General features: G+C 61.4%; 19 protein-coding genes. 5 read left to right on the top strand and 14 right to left on the bottom strand.

What is annotated here, in order from left to right:
* Window positions 1–104 precede the first annotated feature (104 nt).
* Both IFT80_RS13160 and radA read right to left on the bottom strand, forming a co-directional pair.
* A complete protein-coding gene (locus IFT80_RS13160) occupies window positions 105–1,340 on the bottom strand; it encodes a M20/M25/M40 family metallo-hydrolase (protein WP_192137692.1) in 1,236 nt (411 codons plus the stop codon).
* A gap of 151 nt (window positions 1,341–1,491) precedes the next feature.
* Window positions 1,492–2,859, bottom strand: coding sequence for a DNA repair protein RadA (radA, locus tag IFT80_RS13155; RefSeq protein ID WP_122475371.1), 1,368 nt, complete (start codon window positions 2,857–2,859; stop codon window positions 1,492–1,494).
* Window positions 2,860–3,070: 211 nt separating this feature from the next.
* On the opposite strand from radA, the gene mscL reads away from it, so the two are divergent.
* The gene (gene mscL, locus IFT80_RS13150; protein WP_122475373.1) at window positions 3,071–3,523 is read left to right on the top strand and encodes a large-conductance mechanosensitive channel protein MscL; all 453 of its coding nucleotides are present in this window, start codon (window positions 3,071–3,073) and stop codon (window positions 3,521–3,523) included.
* A gap of 112 nt (window positions 3,524–3,635) precedes the next feature.
* Here the strand turns inward: mscL and IFT80_RS13145 are convergent, their stop codons facing one another.
* On the bottom strand, window positions 3,636–4,412 hold the full coding sequence (locus IFT80_RS13145) for a ferredoxin--NADP reductase (RefSeq protein WP_122475374.1): 777 nt from the start codon (window positions 4,410–4,412) through the stop codon (window positions 3,636–3,638).
* A 299-nt stretch (window positions 4,413–4,711) separates the two neighbouring features.
* Here IFT80_RS13145 and IFT80_RS13140 point away from each other — a divergent pair, with 299 nt between their 5' ends.
* Window positions 4,712–5,836: a methyltransferase gene (locus IFT80_RS13140; protein WP_192137691.1), complete on the top strand. Its 1,125-nt coding sequence runs from the start codon at window positions 4,712–4,714 to the stop codon at window positions 5,834–5,836.
* A 96-nt stretch (window positions 5,837–5,932) separates the two neighbouring features.
* Here the strand turns inward: IFT80_RS13140 and IFT80_RS13135 are convergent, their stop codons facing one another.
* The 10 genes from IFT80_RS13135 to IFT80_RS13090 all read right to left on the bottom strand — a co-directional run bounded on the left by IFT80_RS13135 (window position 5,933) and on the right by IFT80_RS13090 (window position 16,158).
* Complete coding sequence (locus IFT80_RS13135) at window positions 5,933–6,094, bottom strand: DUF2474 domain-containing protein (RefSeq protein ID WP_082223659.1); 162 nt, start codon at window positions 6,092–6,094, stop codon at window positions 5,933–5,935.
* Window positions 6,095–6,144: 50 nt separating this feature from the next.
* Complete coding sequence (gene cydB / locus IFT80_RS13130) at window positions 6,145–7,152, bottom strand: cytochrome d ubiquinol oxidase subunit II (RefSeq protein ID WP_122475377.1); 1,008 nt, start codon at window positions 7,150–7,152, stop codon at window positions 6,145–6,147.
* A gap of 2 nt (window positions 7,153–7,154) precedes the next feature.
* Entirely contained in the window at window positions 7,155–8,591 is a 1,437-nt protein-coding gene (locus IFT80_RS13125) for a cytochrome ubiquinol oxidase subunit I (protein ID WP_122475379.1), read from the bottom strand.
* 328 nt (window positions 8,592–8,919) lie between these two features.
* The gene (locus IFT80_RS13120) at window positions 8,920–9,522 is read right to left on the bottom strand and encodes a C39 family peptidase (RefSeq protein WP_244647943.1); all 603 of its coding nucleotides are present in this window, start codon (window positions 9,520–9,522) and stop codon (window positions 8,920–8,922) included.
* 29 nt (window positions 9,523–9,551) lie between these two features.
* On the bottom strand, window positions 9,552–10,808 hold the full coding sequence (locus tag IFT80_RS13115) for a transporter (protein ID WP_192137690.1): 1,257 nt from the start codon (window positions 10,806–10,808) through the stop codon (window positions 9,552–9,554).
* Window positions 10,809–10,869: 61 nt separating this feature from the next.
* Window positions 10,870–11,373: a hypothetical protein gene (locus tag IFT80_RS13110; RefSeq protein ID WP_192102666.1), complete on the bottom strand. Its 504-nt coding sequence runs from the start codon at window positions 11,371–11,373 to the stop codon at window positions 10,870–10,872.
* Between the two features lie 32 nt (window positions 11,374–11,405).
* Entirely contained in the window at window positions 11,406–11,996 is a 591-nt protein-coding gene (locus IFT80_RS13105) for a hypothetical protein (RefSeq protein ID WP_122475383.1), read from the bottom strand.
* A 471-nt stretch (window positions 11,997–12,467) separates the two neighbouring features.
* A complete protein-coding gene (locus tag IFT80_RS13100) occupies window positions 12,468–14,657 on the bottom strand; it encodes a xanthine dehydrogenase family protein molybdopterin-binding subunit (protein ID WP_192137689.1) in 2,190 nt (729 codons plus the stop codon).
* Entirely contained in the window at window positions 14,654–15,643 is a 990-nt protein-coding gene (locus IFT80_RS13095) for an FAD binding domain-containing protein (protein ID WP_122800663.1), read from the bottom strand. The genes IFT80_RS13100 and IFT80_RS13095 overlap by 4 nt, the downstream gene beginning before the upstream one ends.
* Window positions 15,640–16,158, bottom strand: coding sequence for a (2Fe-2S)-binding protein (locus IFT80_RS13090; protein ID WP_192137773.1), 519 nt, complete (start codon window positions 16,156–16,158; stop codon window positions 15,640–15,642). The genes IFT80_RS13095 and IFT80_RS13090 overlap by 4 nt, the downstream gene beginning before the upstream one ends.
* A 236-nt stretch (window positions 16,159–16,394) precedes the next feature.
* Here IFT80_RS13090 and IFT80_RS13085 point away from each other — a divergent pair, with 236 nt between their 5' ends.
* The 3 genes from IFT80_RS13085 (at window position 16,395) to IFT80_RS13075 (ending at window position 19,717) form a co-directional block, all read left to right on the top strand.
* Entirely contained in the window at window positions 16,395–17,687 is a 1,293-nt protein-coding gene (locus IFT80_RS13085) for an NCS2 family permease (RefSeq protein ID WP_122475388.1), read from the top strand.
* Window positions 17,684–18,769, top strand: a complete 1,086-nt coding sequence (gene trmA, locus IFT80_RS13080; RefSeq protein WP_192137688.1) for a tRNA (uridine(54)-C5)-methyltransferase TrmA — start codon at window positions 17,684–17,686, stop codon at window positions 18,767–18,769. Before IFT80_RS13085 ends, trmA begins: the two co-directional genes overlap by 4 nt.
* A gap of 96 nt (window positions 18,770–18,865) precedes the next feature.
* Window positions 18,866–19,717, top strand: a complete 852-nt coding sequence (locus IFT80_RS13075) for a shikimate dehydrogenase (protein WP_192137687.1) — start codon at window positions 18,866–18,868, stop codon at window positions 19,715–19,717.
* An 80-nt stretch (window positions 19,718–19,797) separates the two neighbouring features.
* On the opposite strand, the gene IFT80_RS13070 is transcribed toward IFT80_RS13075, so the two are convergent.
* Window positions 19,798–20,469 carry a TetR/AcrR family transcriptional regulator gene (locus IFT80_RS13070; RefSeq protein ID WP_122475393.1) on the bottom strand — a complete coding sequence of 224 codons (672 nt, stop codon included), beginning with the start codon at window positions 20,467–20,469 and terminating at the stop codon, window positions 19,798–19,800.
* Between the last annotated feature and the right edge of the window lie 87 nt (window positions 20,470–20,556).

Here is a 20,556-nt window from a genome sequence, read left to right as displayed (position 1 = left end):
CTCCATGGTCGGTGAGAGGACCTCAGAGTACGGGGCGCGCCGGGGGTTGAGCAAGTTTGCATGGCAGTGCGGGCGCCTGCGCCAGGCGCCCGCACTGCAGTGGATCACGGTACCGACAGCGTGCGAATCATCGACAAGGTCAGATACAGCCGCGGCGCGATGCTGTCCAGTTCGATGTATTCGTCGTCGGCATGCAACCCCGCCCCAACCACGCCCATGGTTTCCAGCACTGCTGGCTTGTCGCTGCCGGACACGTAGGCATAGCCGGCATCGGTACCGAAGCGCATGGCGATCGGCTCGATGGATTTGTCGATGGCGGCATAGGCTTTCTGCGCCACGCCGGCCAGTTGTTCAGAACCACTGTTCTTGGCCAGCGGTGGGCGGCCCTTCTCCAGGCGCAGGCTGACTTGAGTGTCGTCGATCAATTGCTTGCGGATCAGACGCTGGCCTTGCGCAAGCACGCGGTCGGTTTCCTCGATGTCCGAGTAGCGCATGTCGGCTTCAGCTGTTGCAAGGGCCGGGATGATGTTGCGCTTCTCGCCTGCCTTGGCCATGGTCCAGTTCACGGTGGTGCCCTTGTCGGGATCGCCCAGGTCCTTGAGCTGGACCAACTGGTGGGCCAGTTCGGTGAGCGCGTTGCGGCCCTCTTCGGGCGCGGAGCCGGCGTGGGACGAGCGCCCTTTGACTTCCAGGACCAAGCCGTTGATACCGTTGGTGGCAGTGGTCACCGCGTCCTTGTTCGGTGGCTCGTAGGAAAAGACGTAATCGTTCTGGGCAGCCAGTTCGGCGATGATTTTCTTCGAGCCGGCCGAGCCCATTTCCTCGTCCGGGTTGAACAGCACAGTGAGCGTGCCGTAGCCGTCGAAGCCTTGGGCCTTGAGCAGTTTCAACGCGTGCAGGATCATCGCCACGCCGCCTTTGGCATCGGCCACGCCAGGGCCATAAGCGCGTGCTTCGTCGGTGCGGAACGGACGCTTGGCCGCAGTGCCGGGCAGGAAGACCGTGTCGTAGTGGACCATGAGCAGGAAGTTCTTGCTGCCGCTGCCCTTGAAGGTGCCGACGATGTTGTCGCCCACCGACGGCGTGGCCGGGTTGGTCTGGACCGTGGCACCCAGCTCCTTGAGGCGCTTGACCAGCAGCGCGCTGACCGTGGCCAGGCCTTTTTCCTGGCCGGTGCCGGTGTCTACCGAGACCAGCTCCTTGACCGTTTCCAGGTAGCTGGGTTGTTCGGCCTGGGCCTGTTTGTAGAGATCGGCGGCAGGCAGTTCGGCAGCCTGCGTCGACAGCGAAAACAGGCAGGCTGCAGCGATTGCGGTGACGCGTGAAGGTCGAACGGGCATAGGTCGGGAGCCTCGGGCGGTTGTGGTTTTTGTAGGCAGGATTGGCCTCTTCGCGGGCAGAGACCCGCTCCCACCATGGAACAGCGGGAGCGTCTACGCCGATAGGGCAAGTCCTGACACCCAACAACCTTAGCCTACTGCGGCGCGCGCGCTACTCGAACAAGGCATCCAGCGCTTGTTCCAGACGCGTCACGGCAATGACCTGCAAGCCTGGCGGCGCTTCCTTGGGCGCGTTGGCCTTGGGCACGATGGCGCGCTTGAAGCCATGCTTGGCCGCTTCCTTGAGCCGTTCCTGACCACTGGGAACCGGACGCACCTCGCCGGACAGGCCGACTTCGCCGAACACCAGCAAGTCGTGCGGCAGCGGACGGTTGCGCAGGCTGGACATGATTGCCGCGAGCAACGCCAGGTCGGAAGCGGTTTCCAGCACTTTCACGCCGCCGACCACGTTGAGGAACACGTCCTGATCATGGGTGGGGATGCCACCGTGCCGATGCAGTACTGCCAACAGCATGGCCAGGCGGTTCTGGTCCAGGCCCAGGGTGACCCGGCGCGGGTTGGACAGGTGGCTGTCGTCGACCAGCGCCTGCACTTCCACCAGCATCGGCCGGGTGCCTTCCCAGGTGGCCATGACGACACTGCCGGGGACTTCTTCCTGGGCGCGGGTGAGAAAGATCGCCGACGGGTTGGAGACTTCTTTCAAGCCCTTGTCGGTCATGCCGAACACGCCCAGCTCGTTGATCGCGCCGAAGCGGTTCTTCACGGCCCGCAACAAGCGCAGGCGGCCATCGGATTCGCCTTCGAAGTACAGCACGGTATCGACCATGTGCTCGAGCACGCGGGGGCCGGCCAGGGCGCCTTCCTTGGTCACGTGGCCAACCAGAAAGATGGCCGTGCCACTCTGTTTGGCATAACGCACCAGCAGCGCGGCGCTTTCGCGCACCTGCGACACACCGCCGGGCGCGGACTGCAGGTTTTCGGTGAAGATGGTCTGGATCGAGTCGATCACCATGACCTTGGGCTGCTCGACCTTGGCGGTGGCGATGATGGTTTCGATGCAGGTCTCGGTCATGACCTTGAGTTTGTCCTGGGGCAGGCCCAGGCGTCGCGCGCGCATGGCCACCTGTTGCTGCGATTCTTCGCCGGTGACGTACAGCGCGGGCATGCGCATGGCGATGTTGCACAGGGTCTGCAGCAGGATGGTGGATTTGCCGATGCCGGGGTCGCCGCCGATCAGCACCACCGAGCCGTCGACCAGGCCGCCGCCGAGCACGCGGTCCAGCTCGGCCGATGCAGTCGAGAAGCGCGGGATTTCTTCGATGCTGACTTCGGCCAGGGTCTTGAGTTGGGCCTGCTGCCCTGTCCAGCCGGTGCGGCCACTGGGCGGTGCGGCTGCGCCGCTTTCGATGACGGTCTCCACCAGGGTGTTCCAGGCACCGCACTCGCCGCACTGGCCTGCCCATTTGGGAAACGTGGCACCGCACTCGGTGCAGCCGTACATGCGCTTTGCCTTGGCCATGAAAATTCCTGTTCGAAAAGTGCGTTCATGATAATCGAGCGCGCTGGAATAGTGGGCAAATCAAGCCCTTGCAGCGCTGAAAAGCGTCTAGTCTGTACTTTGACAAAACTTCTAGGGCGCAGTTGGGTCCCTTGCAGCAGGCATGGAAAATGAAGCATCTCGCTGATTTCGAATGCGTTGACCAACCTCATCTGTAATAAGGAATAACCTCATGAGCGTGCTAAGTGAATTCAAGGCCTTTGCGGTCAAAGGCAATGTAGTCGACATGGCCGTTGGTATCATCATCGGTGCAGCGTTCGGCAAGATCGTTTCATCCTTCGTGGGCGATGTGATCATGCCGCCGCTCGGGTTGCTGATCGGGGGCGTGGATTTCAGCGACCTGGCCATTACCCTGCGCGCCGCGGTTGGCGATGCGCCGGCGGTGGTGCTGGCCTATGGCAAGTTCATCCAGACGGTCATCGACTTCATCATCGTGGCGTTCGCCATCTTCATGGGCGTGAAGGCCATCAATCGCCTGCGTCACCAGGAAGAAAAGAAGCCTGCAGCGCCGGCTGCGCCAACCAAGGAAGAGCTGTTGCTGGGCGAAATCCGTGACCTGCTCAAGGAGCAGAACGGCAAGGGCACCGTGGTCACCACTGCGCCGACGCCCGGGCCGCAGATCTGATACCGCAGTGCTGCCTTCGCGGCCGATGACCGCTCCTACGGGTGGAAGCTGCTGCAGGAGCGGTCATTGGCCGCGAATGGTTGATGCGGTAGGTCAAGTGGTAGGGCGGTTGCTACCAGTAGTTTTCGACCGCGACCTGGCCGGGACGGCGGCTGAGGCTGAGGTTCATGGCGCGGCCTTTGAGCAGTTGCCGGGTGTCGTCGATCATCTGCGGGTTGCCGCAGATCATCACCCGTGAATGCTCGGGGGTCAGTTCCAGCCCTGCGGCCCTTTCCAGTTCGCCGCTTTGAATCAGGTCGGTAATGCGCCCGTGCAAGGTGCCAGGCACCCTTTCCCGGGTCACGATCGGGATAAATTGCAGCTTGCCGGCGAACTCGGCCAAATAGTCGCGCTGTTCAAGCCCGGCGATCAGCTCACGATAGGCCAGCTCCTGGCCCTGTCTGGCGCTGTACACCAGCTTGATCCGCTCGAATTTTTCCCACACGGGAAAATCCTGCAGGATCGAAACGAAGGGCGCCACGCCGGTGCCGGTTGCCAGCATCCACAGGTCGCGACCGTCGACGAAGCGGTCCAGGGTAAGGAACCCGGTTGCCATCTTTTCCACCAGCAGTTCGTCCCCTGCGCGGAGCCGGCTCAATTCGCTGGTGAACTCGCCACCCGGTACGACGATGGAGAAGAACTCGAGAAACTCGTCGTGGGGCGACGACACCATCGAATAGGCGCGCCACACCACGGTGCCGTCGGCCTTGGTCACACCCAGACGAGCAAACTGACCGGCGACGAAGCGGAAACCGGCATCGCGGGTTGTGCGCAGGGTGAACAGGCTGGGGGTCAGCGGCTGGACCTCGATGAGGGTCTGGCGAGTGAATTTTTCTGCGCTGGCGGTCATGAGGCGCTCCGTTGTTCAAGTGCCGGCATTTTCCCGCAAACCGCTGAAGATAAACACCGCTGGTTTGTGTGGCGACCGGTGAGCCATCTGCTCGCGAAGTTCGTACCGCAGTGAGTCTGATGTTGCGCGGTGAGCCCTTCGCGGGTAGAACCCGCTCCCACAGGGTACAGCTGCAGGGTGAAACCCGCTTGCGCAAGGTATGGCTGCGGCGCGGCTTTCGTGGCCGATGACCGCTTCTACAGGCTCCGCGTGCGATCGGGTAGAATCGCGGCTTTATTGCCGCTTTCGTGCCCTTCGCCATGCCTGTACTGACCTCGCCCTTCGCTGAACTCGATCTGATCCGCCAGCCCGATCAACCCAACGAACCGTTGCAGGCGTTCGATGCGGCGGACGAGTATTTGCTGGCCTACATGGCCGAGCACGCGCTGCCGGCCCAGGCCCGCGTGCTGATTCTCAACGACAGCTTCGGCGCTCTGGCCATCAGTCTGCAGAGCGTCGTGCAGGTGGTCAGCAGCGGCGATTCGTTTCTGGGCGCGCTAGGGCTGGAAAAGAACCTCACGCGCAACGGCCTGCCATTCGACAGCGTCGAGCTCATCCCGGCCAGCACCGATGTGCTAGGTCCGTTCGACCGTGTGCTGGTGCGCGTACCCAAGACCCTCGCGCTGCTCGAAGAACAACTCATCCGCCTGCACGGCCACCTGAAGCCTGGCGCCGAGGTGGTGGCCGCCGGCATGGTCAAGCACCTGCCTCACGCCGCCGGCGACCTGCTGGAAAAATACATCGGCACGATGCGACCCTCACTGGCCGTCAAGAAGGCCAGGCTGCTGATCGCCACCCATGAAGACAAACCCGCACAAGCATCGCCCTACCCTACCCGCTATGCGCTGGACGAACCTGCGCTGACGCTGCTCAACCACGCCAACGTGTTCTGCCGCGAGGGCCTGGACATCGGCACTCGCGCATTCCTCCCCCACCTGCCGCGCAACCTGGGCTCGGCGCGGGTGGCCGACCTGGGCTGCGGCAACGGCGTGCTGGCCATCGCCAGCGCCCTGGCCAACCCGGAGGCGCACTACACGCTGGTCGATGAATCGTTCATGGCCGTGCAATCGGCGCGGGAGAACTGGCAAGCAGCCCTGGGTGCCCGTGAGGTCGAGGTCCGTGCCGGTGACGGACTTGCGGGCCAGGCGCCGCAGTCGCTGGACGTGGTGTTGTGCAACCCGCCGTTCCACCAGCAGCAAGTGGTGGGCGATTTCCTGGCGTTGCGGATGTTCCAGCAAGCCCGCGAGGCCCTGGTTGCCGGCGGCGACCTGTACATCGTCGGCAATCGCCACCTGGGCTATCACAGCAAACTGGCGCGGCTGTTCCGGGCCGTAGAACAGGTCGCGTCCACGCCCAAGTTCGTGGTGCTGCGCGCACGCAAGTAGACGCACTGCCCAGCCACGTAGTTGCCCTCAGGCAAAAAAAAACCCTCCGCAAGGAGGGCTGTAAAATGAGCACTGCCAGGGCAGCACTGATGGGATTCAATGGGATTTCATCCCCGCCGCCGTCATGAACAGGCGGATCAACATGGCAAACAAGCCCAGCGCGACGACGCTGCCGGCGTAGATCACCACCAGCCAGCCCAAGCGTTTCCACAAGGGCTTTTTCTCTTCGCTGTGCGTAACGATCGGTTTTTCGCTCATGCTTCTACTCCTGCCCAACCCAGGCGTTGGCCTGGGCAGCGGCGGTTGGACTAGTGGTAGCCGTCTTCGTGGGTAACCTTGCCGCGGAACACGTAGTAGCTCCAGAAGGTGTACACCAGGATGATCGGAATGATGAACAGCGTGCCCACCAAGATGAACCCCTGGCTCTGCGGCGGCGACGACGCGTCCCAGATCGAGATCGACGGCGGGATGATGTTCGGCCACAGGCTGATGCCCAGCCCGCTGTAGCCCAGGAACACCAGCAGCAGGGTCAGCAGGAACGGCGTGTAGTGCGCGTTGCGTTTCACCGAGCGCAGCAGGCCGACGACCGTGGCCAGCACCAGAATGGGCACGGGCAGGAAGTAGAACAGGTTCGGCGTGCTGAACCAGCGCGTGGCGATGTCGTCATGGGCCAGCGGCGTCCAGATGCTGACGATACCGGTCACGATCAGCAGCCCGTAGGTCAGCGGCGGCGCCAGTTTGTGCATGGCCTGCTGCAGGCTGCCTTCGGTTTTCATGATCAACCAGGTGCAACCCAGCAACGCGTAGGCAACGATCAGTGCCAACCCGCAGAACAGGCTGAACGGCGTCAACCAGTCGAAGCCACCACCGGCATAGTTGCGGTCGACCACGGCAATGCCGTCGATGTACGCACCCAGTGCCACGCCCTGGAAGAACGTGGCCGCCAGCGAGCCGCCAATGAACGCCTTGTCCCAGACATGGCGCTTGGCCGCAGTGGCCTTGAAGCGGAACTCGAACGCCACGCCACGAAAGATCAGGCCCATCAGCATCAGGATCAGCGGCAGGTACAGCGCCGACAACACCACCGAGTAGGCCAGCGGGAAGGCGCCGAACAACGCCGCACCGCCCAGGACCAGCCAGGTTTCGTTGCCGTCCCAGACCGGCGCCACGGTATTCATCATGACATCGCGGTCACCTTCGTCCTGCATGAAGGGGAACAGGATGCCGATGCCCAGATCGAAGCCGTCCATGATCACGTACATCATGATGCCGAAGATGATGATCACGGCCCAGATGAACGGAAGGTCGATACCCATGCTTAGTGCCCCTTGCTCAAGGTGTCGGTGTGGCCTTCTTCGGTGCCTTCATGGGCAGCCGAAAGAGGACGTGCAGGCGTGCGCTGGGTACCAGGGCCACCGGTGTTGATCTTGTCTTCGTGCGCCTTCGGCCCCTTGCGCACCAGGCGCATCATGTAGCCCAGGCCCACGCCGAACAGCGCGAAATACACCACGACGAACATCACCAGGGTGAAGGTCATCTGGCCGATGCTGTGGTTGGAGGATGCGTCGGCAGTGCGCATCAGGCCGTAGACCACCCACGGCTGACGGCCGATCTCGGTGGTGAACCAGCCCGCCAGTATCGCGATCAGGCCCGATGGCCCCATCCACAGGGTGAGGTAGAGGAACGGGCGGCAGGTGAACAGCGCATCTTTCTTGCGCAGCCACACGCTCCACAGACCGACGAAGATCATCAGCATGCCCAGTCCGGCCATGACGCGGAACGACCAGAAGATGATGGTCGAGTTGGGACGGTCTTCCTTGGCAAACGACTTGAGCGCGGGTACCTGCTTGTCCAGGCTGTGGGTCAGGATCAGGCTGCCCAGGTACGGAATCTCGACGGCGAAACGGGTCTTCTCCGCTTCCATGTCGGGCCAGCCGAACAGGATCAGCGGCGTTGCCTCGTCACCCTTGTTTTCCCAGTGGCCTTCGATCGCGGCGATCTTGGCCGGCTGGTGCTCGAGCGTGTTCAAGCCGTGCATGTCACCCACGAAGGCCTGCACCGGCGCCACGATCAGTGCCATCCACATGGCCATGGAGAACATCCGGCGGATGGCCGGGGTGTTGCGACCGCGCAGCAGGTGCCAGGCCGCCGAGGCGCCGACGAAGAACGCCGTGGCCACGAACGCGGCAATGGACATGTGCACCAGGCGATACGGGAACGAGGGGTTGAAGATGACTGCGAACCAGTCGACCGGGATCACCCGGCCGTCGATGATCGCATGGCCCTGGGGGGTCTGCATCCAGCTGTTGGACGCAAGAATCCAGAACGTGGAAATCAGCGTGCCGATTGCCACCATTATCGTGGAGAAGAAGTGCAGGCCACGGCCCACGCGGTTCCAGCCGAACAGCATGACACCCAGGAAGCCCGCTTCCAGGAAGAACGCAGTGAGCACTTCGTAGGTCAGCAACGGCCCGGTGACGGCACCGGCGAAGTCGGAGAAGCGGCTCCAGTTGGTGCCGAATTGGTAGGCCATCACCAGACCGGACACGACGCCCATGCCGAAGTTGACTGCGAATATCTTCGACCAGAAGTGATACAGATCGCGATAGGTGTCGTCACGGGTTTTCAGCCACATGCCTTCGAGCACGGCCAGGTAGCTGGCCAGACCGATGGTGATGGCGGGAAACAGAATGTGGAACGAGACCGTAAACGCAAACTGCATTCGGGCGAGATCGATTGCCTCTAAACCGAACATGGGGCTTCCTCTATCAGGTGAACCGGCGCAGGCGGGCGGCCCATGCCAGCGGCCCCTGCGAGGGGAGCGCGGTCTGATGACTTCGTTCTAGTGGAGTCCACGTCGCAGGGATTGTGGCCGTTTGGCCGCCATGCCGCGCCAGACGAGGCGTTGACATGGATGAAGACACCTTCAAAGAGTAGCCTTGTTTGCAGCCTTGGCCTGTGTGGTTTAGTGCCGCACGACCAGATGTCGCACCCGGTTTACTTTCCTCTGGTATGGGGTTTGGAAAGGCTATCTGTACGGCTTTGGTGGATCTGATACCTAGGCGCAAGGTAGCCGTACGGCATCATTGCACTGGGGTTCGTTGCATTGTCCGAACAGTTTCCCGCTCGGATGCAATCAAGCGACGCGATGGCAGCCTTAACCCATGCTCCGATGGCAGTCCGAAATGGTCTCGGCCCAGTGCAAGCGTTTCACCCTGCCATTGTTCGAACAGTTCAAACAGGGGCATACGGATATGTCCCCGTGCGGGATCTGCCACCAAAGCACTACCACTGCTTATACCTTTGAGCACGACAAAATGATTCAGCGTTTTTTGCCTGAGCAGGATGATCACCGGACCTTTCAGCAAGGCCAATGCCTGACGAGGCAACATCACACCTTCGGCCAGATAGCCTAAACGCTGGGCGGTGGTTTTGAGGTCAAGCAAGGAAAATCCTTGAGTGGTTCGCTCCATAGCCTGCTCATTGGTAAGCCTGGCAACCATGTCGGCGAGTACGTCCTGCTCACTCAGGGTCTCGCCGAAATACAAGTTGAGCAGAATGGTCAATGACGCAGCACCACAGGAGTAATCCAGCGTTTGGCGATCAATGTTAGCCATGCGCAATGCGACAAAGGATCTGGGAGCCTGGAATGGCGAAGCGCTCGCCATGATGGTCAACCCAAACATGAACGCCAGGCCAACCGCTAGATGACGCATCAATTGAACTGGCGCTTGAGGTTCAATGACATGGAAGCCGGCCCTGCATCGTCATTTAGCCCAAGCATGATTTGAGGAGAGACCACCCAATCGTCATGAAGCCGGTAGGACAGATTGAAGGCAAGGTCCGCCGGATCGATATCAGTACCTTTGATGATTTGTCTATCTGCCTTCAAGTTGGCGCTGTAGCTATATGAGAATCTCGCCCCTATGGACAGCTTCTCATTCAGTGCAAAACCTGCACCCAAGTAACTCCGCAACGCCCAGCCCGGCTTCACGGCATAGCCGTCTATGGTGCTCTTAAAGAAGTGCTGATAGCTGAGACCGCCAAACAAAATGGCAGGGTCTGTGCTGCGCACCCACGCAATGCCTGGCGCTACGTTCCAGTGTCCCGAGCCGTTGTTCAACGGGTCCTTCCATCTGTTGGCTGCGTCGTTGTAGCGTTTTCGGCCGGTGGGGGCGCCGATGTCGAACGTGAACGAGAGAGCTGGATGTGCGGAGGTTTCGTCCAGCCACTGATACTGGACTCCAAAGCCTATGTCCGCGAGGTCCCACGCGCCGGTGGTACTTACATACTCATTGGAAGAGACATCTTCGACGCTCGTATAAGTGAAGGGCACTGCAAGATGCCCTTCCAACCGGTCGAAAAGCCCTGCGCGAAGCGTAGGTTCGAACTGGATGACGCGTGCACTGTAGGAGGATTTCTGGAAATAGCCAACGTCAAACAGATTGTGTTGCCGGCGGCTTTGCTTGTAAACAAGCCCCATATCGAACTCATACTCACCCGGCCCGAGCAATACCGTAGACCCCACCAGGAAATCCAGCGGCGGTTGTTCGGTACGTTCGCCGTATTCGGCGGGAACATCCTCGGCTTCGGGATTCCGCTCTTCGACGAAGCTGCGAGTCAGTGCTTGTATTTCGGTCATCCTGACCTCGACCTCACCGAAGGTCGTGGATGTGAGCAAGGTCAACGTTGCGCCATTACTCATCAAGCGCCCCGAGGCTAGTTCGCCATTCTTGAATCGCACTTCATAATCATGGTCGGTTTGCAATGACGCAATGTCCGGACCCGGAATATTCAACCCCGTGCCGTAGGAAGCGCTGAAAACGCAGACGTCGCCCTCATAGCTGATCAACCTGCCTGAGAGGCTGTCGCCATTCTTCAGGTGGACAGTATCAGCCATTGCAACAGGAGCGGTAGATAACAGAATGCTGACACTCGCGGCAAAGTGCGTGAGTGAAGACGGGATAGACATTGGCGTCCTTGCGGTTATCGACAAAAGTAGGCGCAGCACGTATCAAGGCTGCGCTTATGGGTCACCAGCGGAATGTGGAGATGGGCCGTGACCATTGACTGGCGCGGAAGCCATAGTTGCGCGGCGCCTTGGTTTCGCGATCCAGAGCCTGGTAGTGATGCTCGATTTCGCGGGCATTGGCACGATTCCAGGCGTTCATACGGCTAGTTGAATCGGCCAGCCAGACATCGCCTGCAACAAGCTCCAGCGTCCCGCCATCTCGATACCACTTATATTCATGCGGGCTATAATCGAATCCTTGATATTGATAGGCTCGATAATCAGACTGACTACCGCGCTTTTTCCATGTGACCTGATGAGTTTTGATACCTTGGGTGACACTGGGTCGGGCGTATCCAGTGATGCGGGCCGCACCTTTTATTAGCGCCATTTGTCCATCGTCAAGTGTGCGCACTTCCATACCCGCGCCGCGCAGTGCTTCAACCATGGGAACCGCAGCATAACTGCCCACTGACGCCGCGACCAACATTACGCCTATCGAAAGGGCTTTCCATTGCATGGACATATTTCTGTACTCCTTTATTAAAAAATCGGGACTTATACGTCAGGCGATTCAATATCCGTCATGTAAAAGCCTATTTCAGCGATAAGTGCCACAAGTCGGGCGTCCGAACGGATTGCCTCGTTCATCTCTCGATGCAGGGTAGCTTCAATGCCCGGCGTGGTATTCATGATCACGTAATGTTCCAAATCATCGACCCCCCACAAACCATGACCCTCCGACACCGTTTGCTGTACGGCCTGCAGGCGCTCGCGGAACTCTTGCATCTGACCGTCTGAAACGTTGTGGGTCAGACGGGTTTCGATAGTTTGTGAACCCACGACTTCAACAATGGAATTGGCAAAGCCAATCATCCAACTCGGCACTTGGCATATCGCCAACTCTGCGCGACTCACCCCGCACTCACTCAATTCCCGCCCCTGCGCCCGCACTCGCTCGATTTCCCGTTCTTTGTCAGCCAGACTCACGGCAGCTGGAGAAAGCGTTACGTTATCGTGCCGAGAAGGCGGCGTTTCCGATGATAGGTTCAGTATCTGCTTGAAACTTTCCGTTGTGTCCGATGCTGGCTTTGACTCTTTAACCAACGGATTTACAACTCGAGTAAAATCGACTTTCGATACATTCATCGGTTGCCTCCTGGCAAGTAATGTCCGTTGCGAATCTTGCAGAAATTGAGCGTTAACAATGATGTGCCTGACTGCAGCGCGACGGTACTGTAGTCGACTTAACCCTACCGACGTCAAGGCGTGCCATAATCTGGAAAGTTAAAAAACATTGCGAGATAGCAGCCCGACCAAAGACTATTCGCAACAAGCTGTAAGAACATTCTGAAAAAAACCGCGTCGATACATACTTAGCGCGCAAAATCCGCTGGAGAGATAGTGAAATATTCCTTCTTCCTGCGGGTTTGCTCAGATAGCTGATGCCCATGATTATGGGTAGGCGGGCGACGGAGCCCGCACTGATCAACGCGGATACGCAGTCGCGATCGAAAGATTCTTCTGGTGTGCGTACTTGGCTTGCACCTGCAAGAACACTCCCCAAAAAACCTAAACGGCTCTTGAGGAGTGCACTGTCCTACCAAGACACCAGATGCGTTACATCACCTTGTCCAGCGTGATCGGAAACTCGCGGACACGCTTGCCGGTGGCGTGGTAGATGGCGTTGGCCACCGCAGCGGCAACCCCGACGATGCCGATTTCGCCGACGCCCTTGGAACCCAGGGCGTTGACGATGTCGTCGGGCTCGTCGACGAAGATCACTTCGATGTCGTTGATGTCCGCGTTCACAGGAATGTGGTACTCGGCCAGGCTGTGGTTCATGAATCGGCCCAGGTTATGGTCGGTCTGGGTTTCTTCCTGCAGCGCCATGCCCAGGCCCCAGACCACGCCACCGAGAATCTGGCTGCGGGCCATCTTCGGATTGACCACGCGCCCAGCGGCCACGGCGCTGACCACACGGGTCACGCGGATGGTGCCCAGGTCTTCGTCGACCTCCACTTCAACGAACACCGCCGAATGGGTGGCCGTGGCATAGCCTTCGCGCTTCTTGTCCGGCTTGGCGTCGACCTGCGCTTCGAAAGTGTCCGAGCCGTCGATGCTGGCCAGGTTTGCCAGCGACAAATGGTGGCCAGGGCAACGCAGTTCGCCGCCCTCGACGAACACCTGCGCAGGATCGGCGTCGGCAAACGCCGGCTGCACCTGGCTGGCGGCATGGATGAGCTTGGCTTTGAGCGCTTCGCAGGCCTGCTGCACGGCCGTACCCACCGAAGACACGGTGAACGAGCCGCCCTGCAGCGGCGCCGTAGGCAGCGACGAGTCGCCCAGCTTGAACTCCACGTCCTGCGCGGCGACGCCGGCCGCCGCCGCAGCGATCTGGGTCATCACCGTGTAGGTGCCGGTGCCGATGTCGGTGGTCGCGCTGCTGACCACCAGCTTGCCTTGCTTGTCGATTTTAGCCTTGGCGCTGGCCGGCATCTGCATGGCCTCCCAGACCCCACCGGCCATGCCCATGCCCACCAGTTGGTTAGCGCGGCGCATGCTACGTGGCTCGACCTTGCGCTGGCTCCAGCCGAAGCGTTCGGCACCCTGCTGATAGCAGGCCTTGAGCTCTTTGCTGGAATACGGCTTGCCTTCGTTCTGGTTGGTGTCGGAGAAGTTGACCAGGCGCAGCTGGACCGGGTCGATTTTGGCCGCCACGGCCAGCTCGTCCATCGCGCACTCCAGGCCGATCATGCCCAGGGCCGCACCCGGTGCGCGCATGTCCAGCGGCGTGAACACGTCCAACGGCACCAGGTTGTAGGTCAACTTGACGTTGTCACAGTGGTAGAGCATGCCGCTCCATTCCACGACGTGCTCCGAGAAGTCTTCGAAGCGCGAAGTCTGCCCGGTCGCAGTGTGACCGACCGCCTGCAGCTTGCCGTCGGCGCTACAGGCCAGCTGCAGTTGCTGCACGGTGCGTGGGCGGTAACCGAAGGTGAACATCTGCTGGCGGGTCAGGGTCACGCGCACCGAACGCTTGAGGTGCAGGGCCGCCATTACGGCCAAGGGCAGCTGATACTGCGGACGCAGGCCGGAACCAAAGGCACCGCCGACGAAGGCGGCCATGACGCGGATCTTTTTCTTGTCCAGGCCGAACACGTTGGACAGGTAGGTCTGACAGTTCTGCGTGCTCTGGGTCTTGTCGTGGATGACCAGGCTGCCATCGGCCTGGTAAAGCGCGGTGCTGGCGTGCGGCTCCATCGGGTTGTGGTGCTCGACCGGTGTGTCGTAGGTCGCGTCGACGGTGATCGGCGCAGCTGCGAATTGCCCGGCGAAATCGCCACGTGGCTCGGGCAGCTCGGCGGGTGCCGGCTTGGCGGCGGACAGCTGGGCGCGCAGGTCGGTCTGGTGGGATTCCTGGGCGTACTCGATGTGCACCAGCGAGCCTGCATGGCGGGCAAGCTCCAGGTTTTCAGCGACGACCAGGGCCAGTGGCTGGCCGCTGTACAACACATTGTCGTTGTACAGCGGGCGAAACGGCGAGCCATCGGCGGAGTCGTCGTCTTCGTATTTTTCGTCGTAGCTGGCCAGCTTCGGCCGGTTGCTGTGGTCGATCACGGCCACCACACCGGGCAGCGCCAGCGCCCTGGAAGCGTCGATGGAAACCACTCGACCAGTGGCGATGGTGCTGGAGACAACGCTGCCGAACAGCAGGCCGTCTTCCGGGAACTCGCCGGCATAGCGCGCTTGACCCGTTACTTTGAGCAGACCGTCGACGCGGTCCATGGGTTGGCCGAGTGTGCTCATGGCTGCATCTCCCCTTTTGCGGCATCGCTCAGGGCACGGACTATCGCGCGGCGGGCCAGCTTGATCTTGAAGGTGTTGTGTTGCAGGCCGCGAGCGTCCTGCAGCAACAGGTCGGCGGCTTTGCCGAAGGTTTCGGCAGTGGCGGGCTGGCCGATCAGCAGGCGTTCCACCGCCTCATCGCGCCATGGCTTGTGAGCCACCCCGCCCAGCGCCAGGCGGGCGTCGCGGATGGTCTCGCCGTCGAGTTCCAAAGCGGCCGCAACCGAAACCAGTGCGAAGGCATAGGACGCCCGATCGCGAATCTTCAGGTACTGGCTGTGGGCGGTGAAGCCGGCGGCAGGCAATTCCACTGCGGTGATCAGCTCGTCATCGGCCAATTGGTTGTCGCGCTCGGGGGCGTCGGCAGGCAGGCGATGAAAGTCGGCGAACTCGATGGTACGTGCGCCGTTCGGGCCTTGCACATGGACCACGGCAGCCAGGGCCGCCAGGGCCACGCACATGTCCGACGGGTGGGTGGCCACGCATTGCTCGCTGGCGCCAAGAATGGCGTGAATGCGATTCAGGCCGTCCTTGGCCGGGCAGCCGGTGCCAGGCTCGCGCTTGTTGCACGGCATCTTCGAATCATAGAAATAGTAGCAGCGCGTGCGTTGCAGCAGGTTGCCACCAGTGCTGGCCATGTTGCGCAGTTGCGGCGATGCGCCCGCCAGAATCGCCTGGCTGAGCAATGGGTAACGCTGCTCGATCAACGGGTGCCAGGCCAGGTCGGCATTGCTCACCAATGCGCCGATGCGCACGCCGCCGTCGGCGGTCTCCTCGACTTCGCGCAGCGGCAGCCCGGTGATGTCGATGAGCTGCTCGGGCTGCAGGACGTTTTCTTTCATCAGGTCGAGCAGGTTGGTGCCGCCGGCGATGAAGCGCGAGTGCGGGCCGGCCAGGCGTACGGCTTCATCGACGCCTGCAGGCTTGGCGTAGGTAAACGGATTCATGAGCGCTCACCCCCCTGCACTTCGACCACTTCTTCGATGGCCGCGCGAATGTTGCTGTAGGCACCGCAACGGCACAGGTTGCCGCTCATCAATTCCTTGATGTCGGCGCTGGATTCGGCGCGACCCTCGTTGATCAGGCCGACGGCGGAACAGATCTGCCCGGGCGTGCAGTAACCGCACTGGAAAGCGTCGTGCTTGATGAACGCCGCCTGGACCGGATGCAGTTGGTCACCCTGCGCCAGCCCTTCGATGGTGGTCAGTTCGGCGCCATCGCACATCACGGCCAGGGTCAGGCAGGCATTGACGCGTTTGCCATTGAGCAGCACGGTGCAGGCGCCGCACTGGCCGTGGTCGCAGCCTTTCTTGCTGCCGACCAGGTCGAGTTGTTCGCGCAACAGGTCCAGCAGCGTGGTCCAGGGCAGCACGTCGAGTTGACGTGATTGGCCATTGAGTTGCAGGGAAATGCTGTGGCTGGCGTACGGCTGCGCACCAGCGCTGGGAGAAAGCGTGTTCATCGGGTCGACCTCACGGTAATTCAGCTTGCTGCGCGACATTTTTCTTGTCGCGTCGTTTGCAGGTACGACTTTGAGCGGTCGCCATTCGTTCAGACGAGCTGATGAGTGTTTCCATGCGGTGCTGCTGGTATGATGCGCGGCTTTTTTTACCGCCCGGATGTGCTTTGCTATCAGGGTCGACACTACAACACTCGATAACAACGGCAACGGCGCAAAAGGCGCCACAGGGAGCAGGCATGCTGGAAAGGCTGTTTCAACTCAAGGCGCACAACACCAACGTGCGCACGGAAATACTCGCCGGGGTGACGACCTTTCTGGCGATGGCCTACATCCTGTTCGTCAACCCCAGCATCCTGGGCGAAACCGGCATGGACAAGGGCGCGGTCTTCGTCGCGACCTGCCTGGCTGCAGCCATTGGCTCGACGATCATGGGCCTGATCGCCAACTACCCGATCGCCCTGGCGCCCGGCATGGGCCTGAACGCCTTCTTCACCTACACCGTGGTCCTGCACATGGGCCACACCTGGCAAGTGGCGCTGGGTGCGGTGTTCATCTCGGCCGTGTGCTTTTTCCTGCTGTCGATCTTTCGCATCCGCGAATGGATCGTCAACAGCATTCCCCTGCCGCTGCGCTCGGCCATCGCCGCCGGCATTGGCCTGTTCCTGGCGCTGATCGCCCTGCAGGGCGCTGGCATCGTGGTCGGCAATCCGGCCACGGTGGTAGGCATGGGCGACCTGACCAAGCCTGGCGCGGTGCTGGCGATACTGGGCTTCTTCCTGATCGTCGCCCTGGAGGCGCGCAAGGTTCGCGGGGCGGTGCTGATCGGCATTCTGGTGGTGACCACCGCCTCTATTCTGCTGGGCTTCAGCCCGTTCAACGGGCTGGTGTCGATGCCGCCTTCGCTGGCACCGACGTTCATGCAACTGGACATCGCCGGGGCCCTGGACATCGGCCTGCTGAGCGTGATCTTCGCCTTCCTTTTCGTGGACCTGTTCGACAACTCCGGGACCTTGATCGGCGTCGCCAAGCGCGCCGGCCTGATGGGCAAGGACGGCCACATGCCGAAGATGGGCCGCGCGTTGATCGCCGACAGCACGGCGGCCATGGCCGGCTCGCTGCTGGGCACCTCCACCACGACCAGCTACATCGAGTCGGCCGCAGGTGTGAGTGCCGGTGGCCGCACCGGGCTGACCGCCATCGTGGTTGCGGTGCTGTTTTTGCTGGCGCTGTTCTTCGCTCCGCTGGCTGGCAGCGTACCGGCCTATGCCACGGCACCGGCGCTGTTCTTCGTGGCGGTATTGATGGCCTCGGGGCTGGCTGAAATCGACTGGGACGACATCACCGAAGCCGCACCGGTGGTGGTCACCGCTTTGGCCATGCCACTGACCTATTCGATCGCCAACGGCATCGCCTTCGGCTTCATCGCCTGGACCTTGATCAAGCTGCTGGCGGGCCGTACCCGCGACTTGAATTCGGCACTGGTGATCCTTTCCATTCTGTTCGTTGTGAAACTGGGCTGGTATCCATGAGTGCTGTTCTCGACCCCTCCTCCTACACCCAGCAGCTGGATGAAAAAGTGGCGCGCCTGCGCGCGCTGCTGGCGCCGTTCGACGCCCCGGAACCGGCTGTCTTCGATTCGCCGCGCGAGCACTACCGGCTGCGTGCGGAGTTTCGCCTGTGGCGCGAGGCTGGCCAGCGGCACTATGCGATGTTCGCTCCCGGCGAGAAGCATGTACCGATCCTGATCGACAGCTTCCCCATTGCCAGCATCCGCATCAACGAGCTGATGCCGCGTCTCAAAGCTGCCTGGCAGAACGATGCAGCGCTGAGCAACAAGCTGTTCCAGGTGGAGTTCCTGACCACCCTGGATGGCGACGCCATGGTCACCCTGTGCTACCACCGCCCGCTGGACGAGCACTGGCAGCGCGCGGCCGAGCAGTTGGCGAGCGATCTGGGCGTGAGCCTCATCGGTCGTTCCAAGGGCAAGCGTGTGGTCATCGGCCGCGACTATGCGGTCGAGGCGCTCGAAGTCGCTGGCCGTACCTTCCGCTATCGCCAGCCCGAGGGCGCGTTCACCCAGCCCAACGGCACGGTCAACCAGAAGATGCTCAACTGGGCGTACGAGGCGTTGGGCCCGCGTGACGATGATCTGCTGGAGCTGTATTGCGGCAACGGCAATTTCACCCTGCCGCTGGCCACACGGGTACGCAAGGTTCTGGCCACGGAGATCAGCAAGACGTCGGTTGCCGCCGCCCTGCACAACCTCGACGACAATGGTGTCGATAACGTGACGCTGGTGCGTCTGTCGGCCGAAGAGCTGACCGAGGCGCTGAACGAGGTGCGGCCGTTCCGCCGTTTGCACGGCATCGATCTCAAGGCCTATGACTTCGGCAGCGTATTCGTCGACCCACCACGGGCCGGCATGGATGCGGACACCTGCGAGCTGACCCGGCGCTTCGACAACATCCTGTACATCTCCTGCAATCCGGAAACCCTGGCGGCCAACATCCAGCAGCTGCATGACACCCACAAAGTGGCCAAGTGCGCGCTATTCGACCAGTTTCCGTATACCCACCATATGGAATCGGGGGTCCTGCTGGTGCGCCGTTGAGGCGCGCCCTGCGCCATCGGCGAAAACCATTTGACGTAAGTAACTAGTTCGTACAATTTATCTCCATTAAACAAACAATAACAATGGAGTCACTCGATGAGCGGCAATAACGTCCTGGCAGGCCTGATCGGCGCCGGTATCCAGCAGTCCCGTACCCCGGCCATGCACGAGCGCGAAGGCGCCGCGCAGGGCTTGGGTTATGTCTACCGATTGATCGATCTGGATGCGCTGAAGCTCGACAACGGCGCCCTCGAAGAATTGCTCACTGCCGCTCAGCGCATGAGCTTTACCGGCTTGAACATTACCTTCCCTGCCAAGCAGGCGATCATTCCCCTGCTCGATGAGCTGTCGCCGGAAGCGGCCGGGATCGGCGCGGTGAATACCGTGGTGCTCAAGGATGGCAAACGGGTGGGCCACAACACCGACTGCCTGGGTTTCGCCGAAGGTTTTCGCCGCGGCATGCAGGGTGCCAAGCGCGACCGCGTGGTGCAGATGGGCGCCGGTGGCGCCGGTGCGGCGGTGGCCCATGCGTTGCTGCTCGAGGGTGTGGGGCAACTGAGCATTTTCGATGTCGAGCCGGCACGGGCGCAGGCCTTGGCGGACAACCTCAATCAGCATTTCCCGGAGCAGCCGGCGCGGGTGGGCAGCGACCTGCTGGCGGCCTTGTCCGAGGCCGACGGCCTGGTCAATACCACGCCGATGGGCATGGCCAAGCTGCCGGGAATGCCTGTGCCCAAGGCGGCCTTGCACCCGGGGTTGTGGGTGGCCGAAATCGTCTATTTTCCCCTTGAAACCGAACTGCTGCGCGAAGCCCGCGCCTTGGGTTGCCGCACGCTGGACGGTGGCACCATGGCGGTGTTCCAGGCAGTGAAGGCCTTCGAGCTGTTCAGCGGCCGGCAAGCCGATGCCGAACGCATGATGGCGCATTTCGCCGAAATGAACGGATAAGCCAGGACCCCGATCACGACCCGTGTAGCAGCGGCGCGAGCCGCGTCGGCGGCCAGGGTGGTGTGTCAGGTGGAATGCGGCTACGGGGCCTGGATGAAGCGCAGGAGCGATTCGCAGAGCATTTCGCGGTGGTGCAGCTTCAACGTGGCTTCGTTGAAATCGACCTGGAACAACTCGCCGAAGGTGTGCTTGTTGGACACTCGGTAGAAGCAGAACGAGCTGATCAGCAAATGCACGTCCATGGCATCCAGACCCGGACGAAACACGCCCTGCTCGGTACCGCGCCGCAGCAGGTCGGCCAACGCCAGCAGCACGGTCTTGTTCAACTCGCGAATGCTCGTGGACTTCTTGACGTACTCGCCCTTGTGCATGTTTTCGTTGCACACGATACGCACGAAATCCTCGTTGCGATCATGGTGATCGAAGCTGAACTCCACCAACCGCCGGATGCCTTCCACCGGCGTCAGCTCGTCCAGATGCAGCTTGGCTTCGGTACCGCGAATATCGCCGTAGAGCTTTTCCAGCACCTCAAGGTACAGCTGCTCCTTGCTGCTGAAATAGTAATAGATCATGCGCTTGGAGGTGTGCGTACGCTCGGCGATGGCATCCACGCGCGCGCCCGCCAGGCCCTGCTCGACGAATTCGGTGATAGCGGCCTGCAGGATGTTCTCGCGGGTCTTCTCGGGGTTGTTCTTGCGGGGCTTGCGAGGAACGTCGGTCGATTGCGCGTCCGCCTCTGAGATCGTAGTCATGCTGGGCTCACGGCCGTCGTTGGTCAGGGGCCATTATGCGGCGCGCCGCGCGCCCATGGAAAGCCCGCAGCACACCTGCGCTGCGGG

The sequence above is a fragment of the Pseudomonas sp. CFBP 8771 genome, assembly GCF_014841695.1.
Taxonomy (GTDB): domain Bacteria; phylum Pseudomonadota; class Gammaproteobacteria; order Pseudomonadales; family Pseudomonadaceae; genus Aquipseudomonas; species Aquipseudomonas baltica.
Note: the sequence above shows the minus strand (reverse complement) of the source record. Positions and strands in the feature narration are given on the sequence as shown.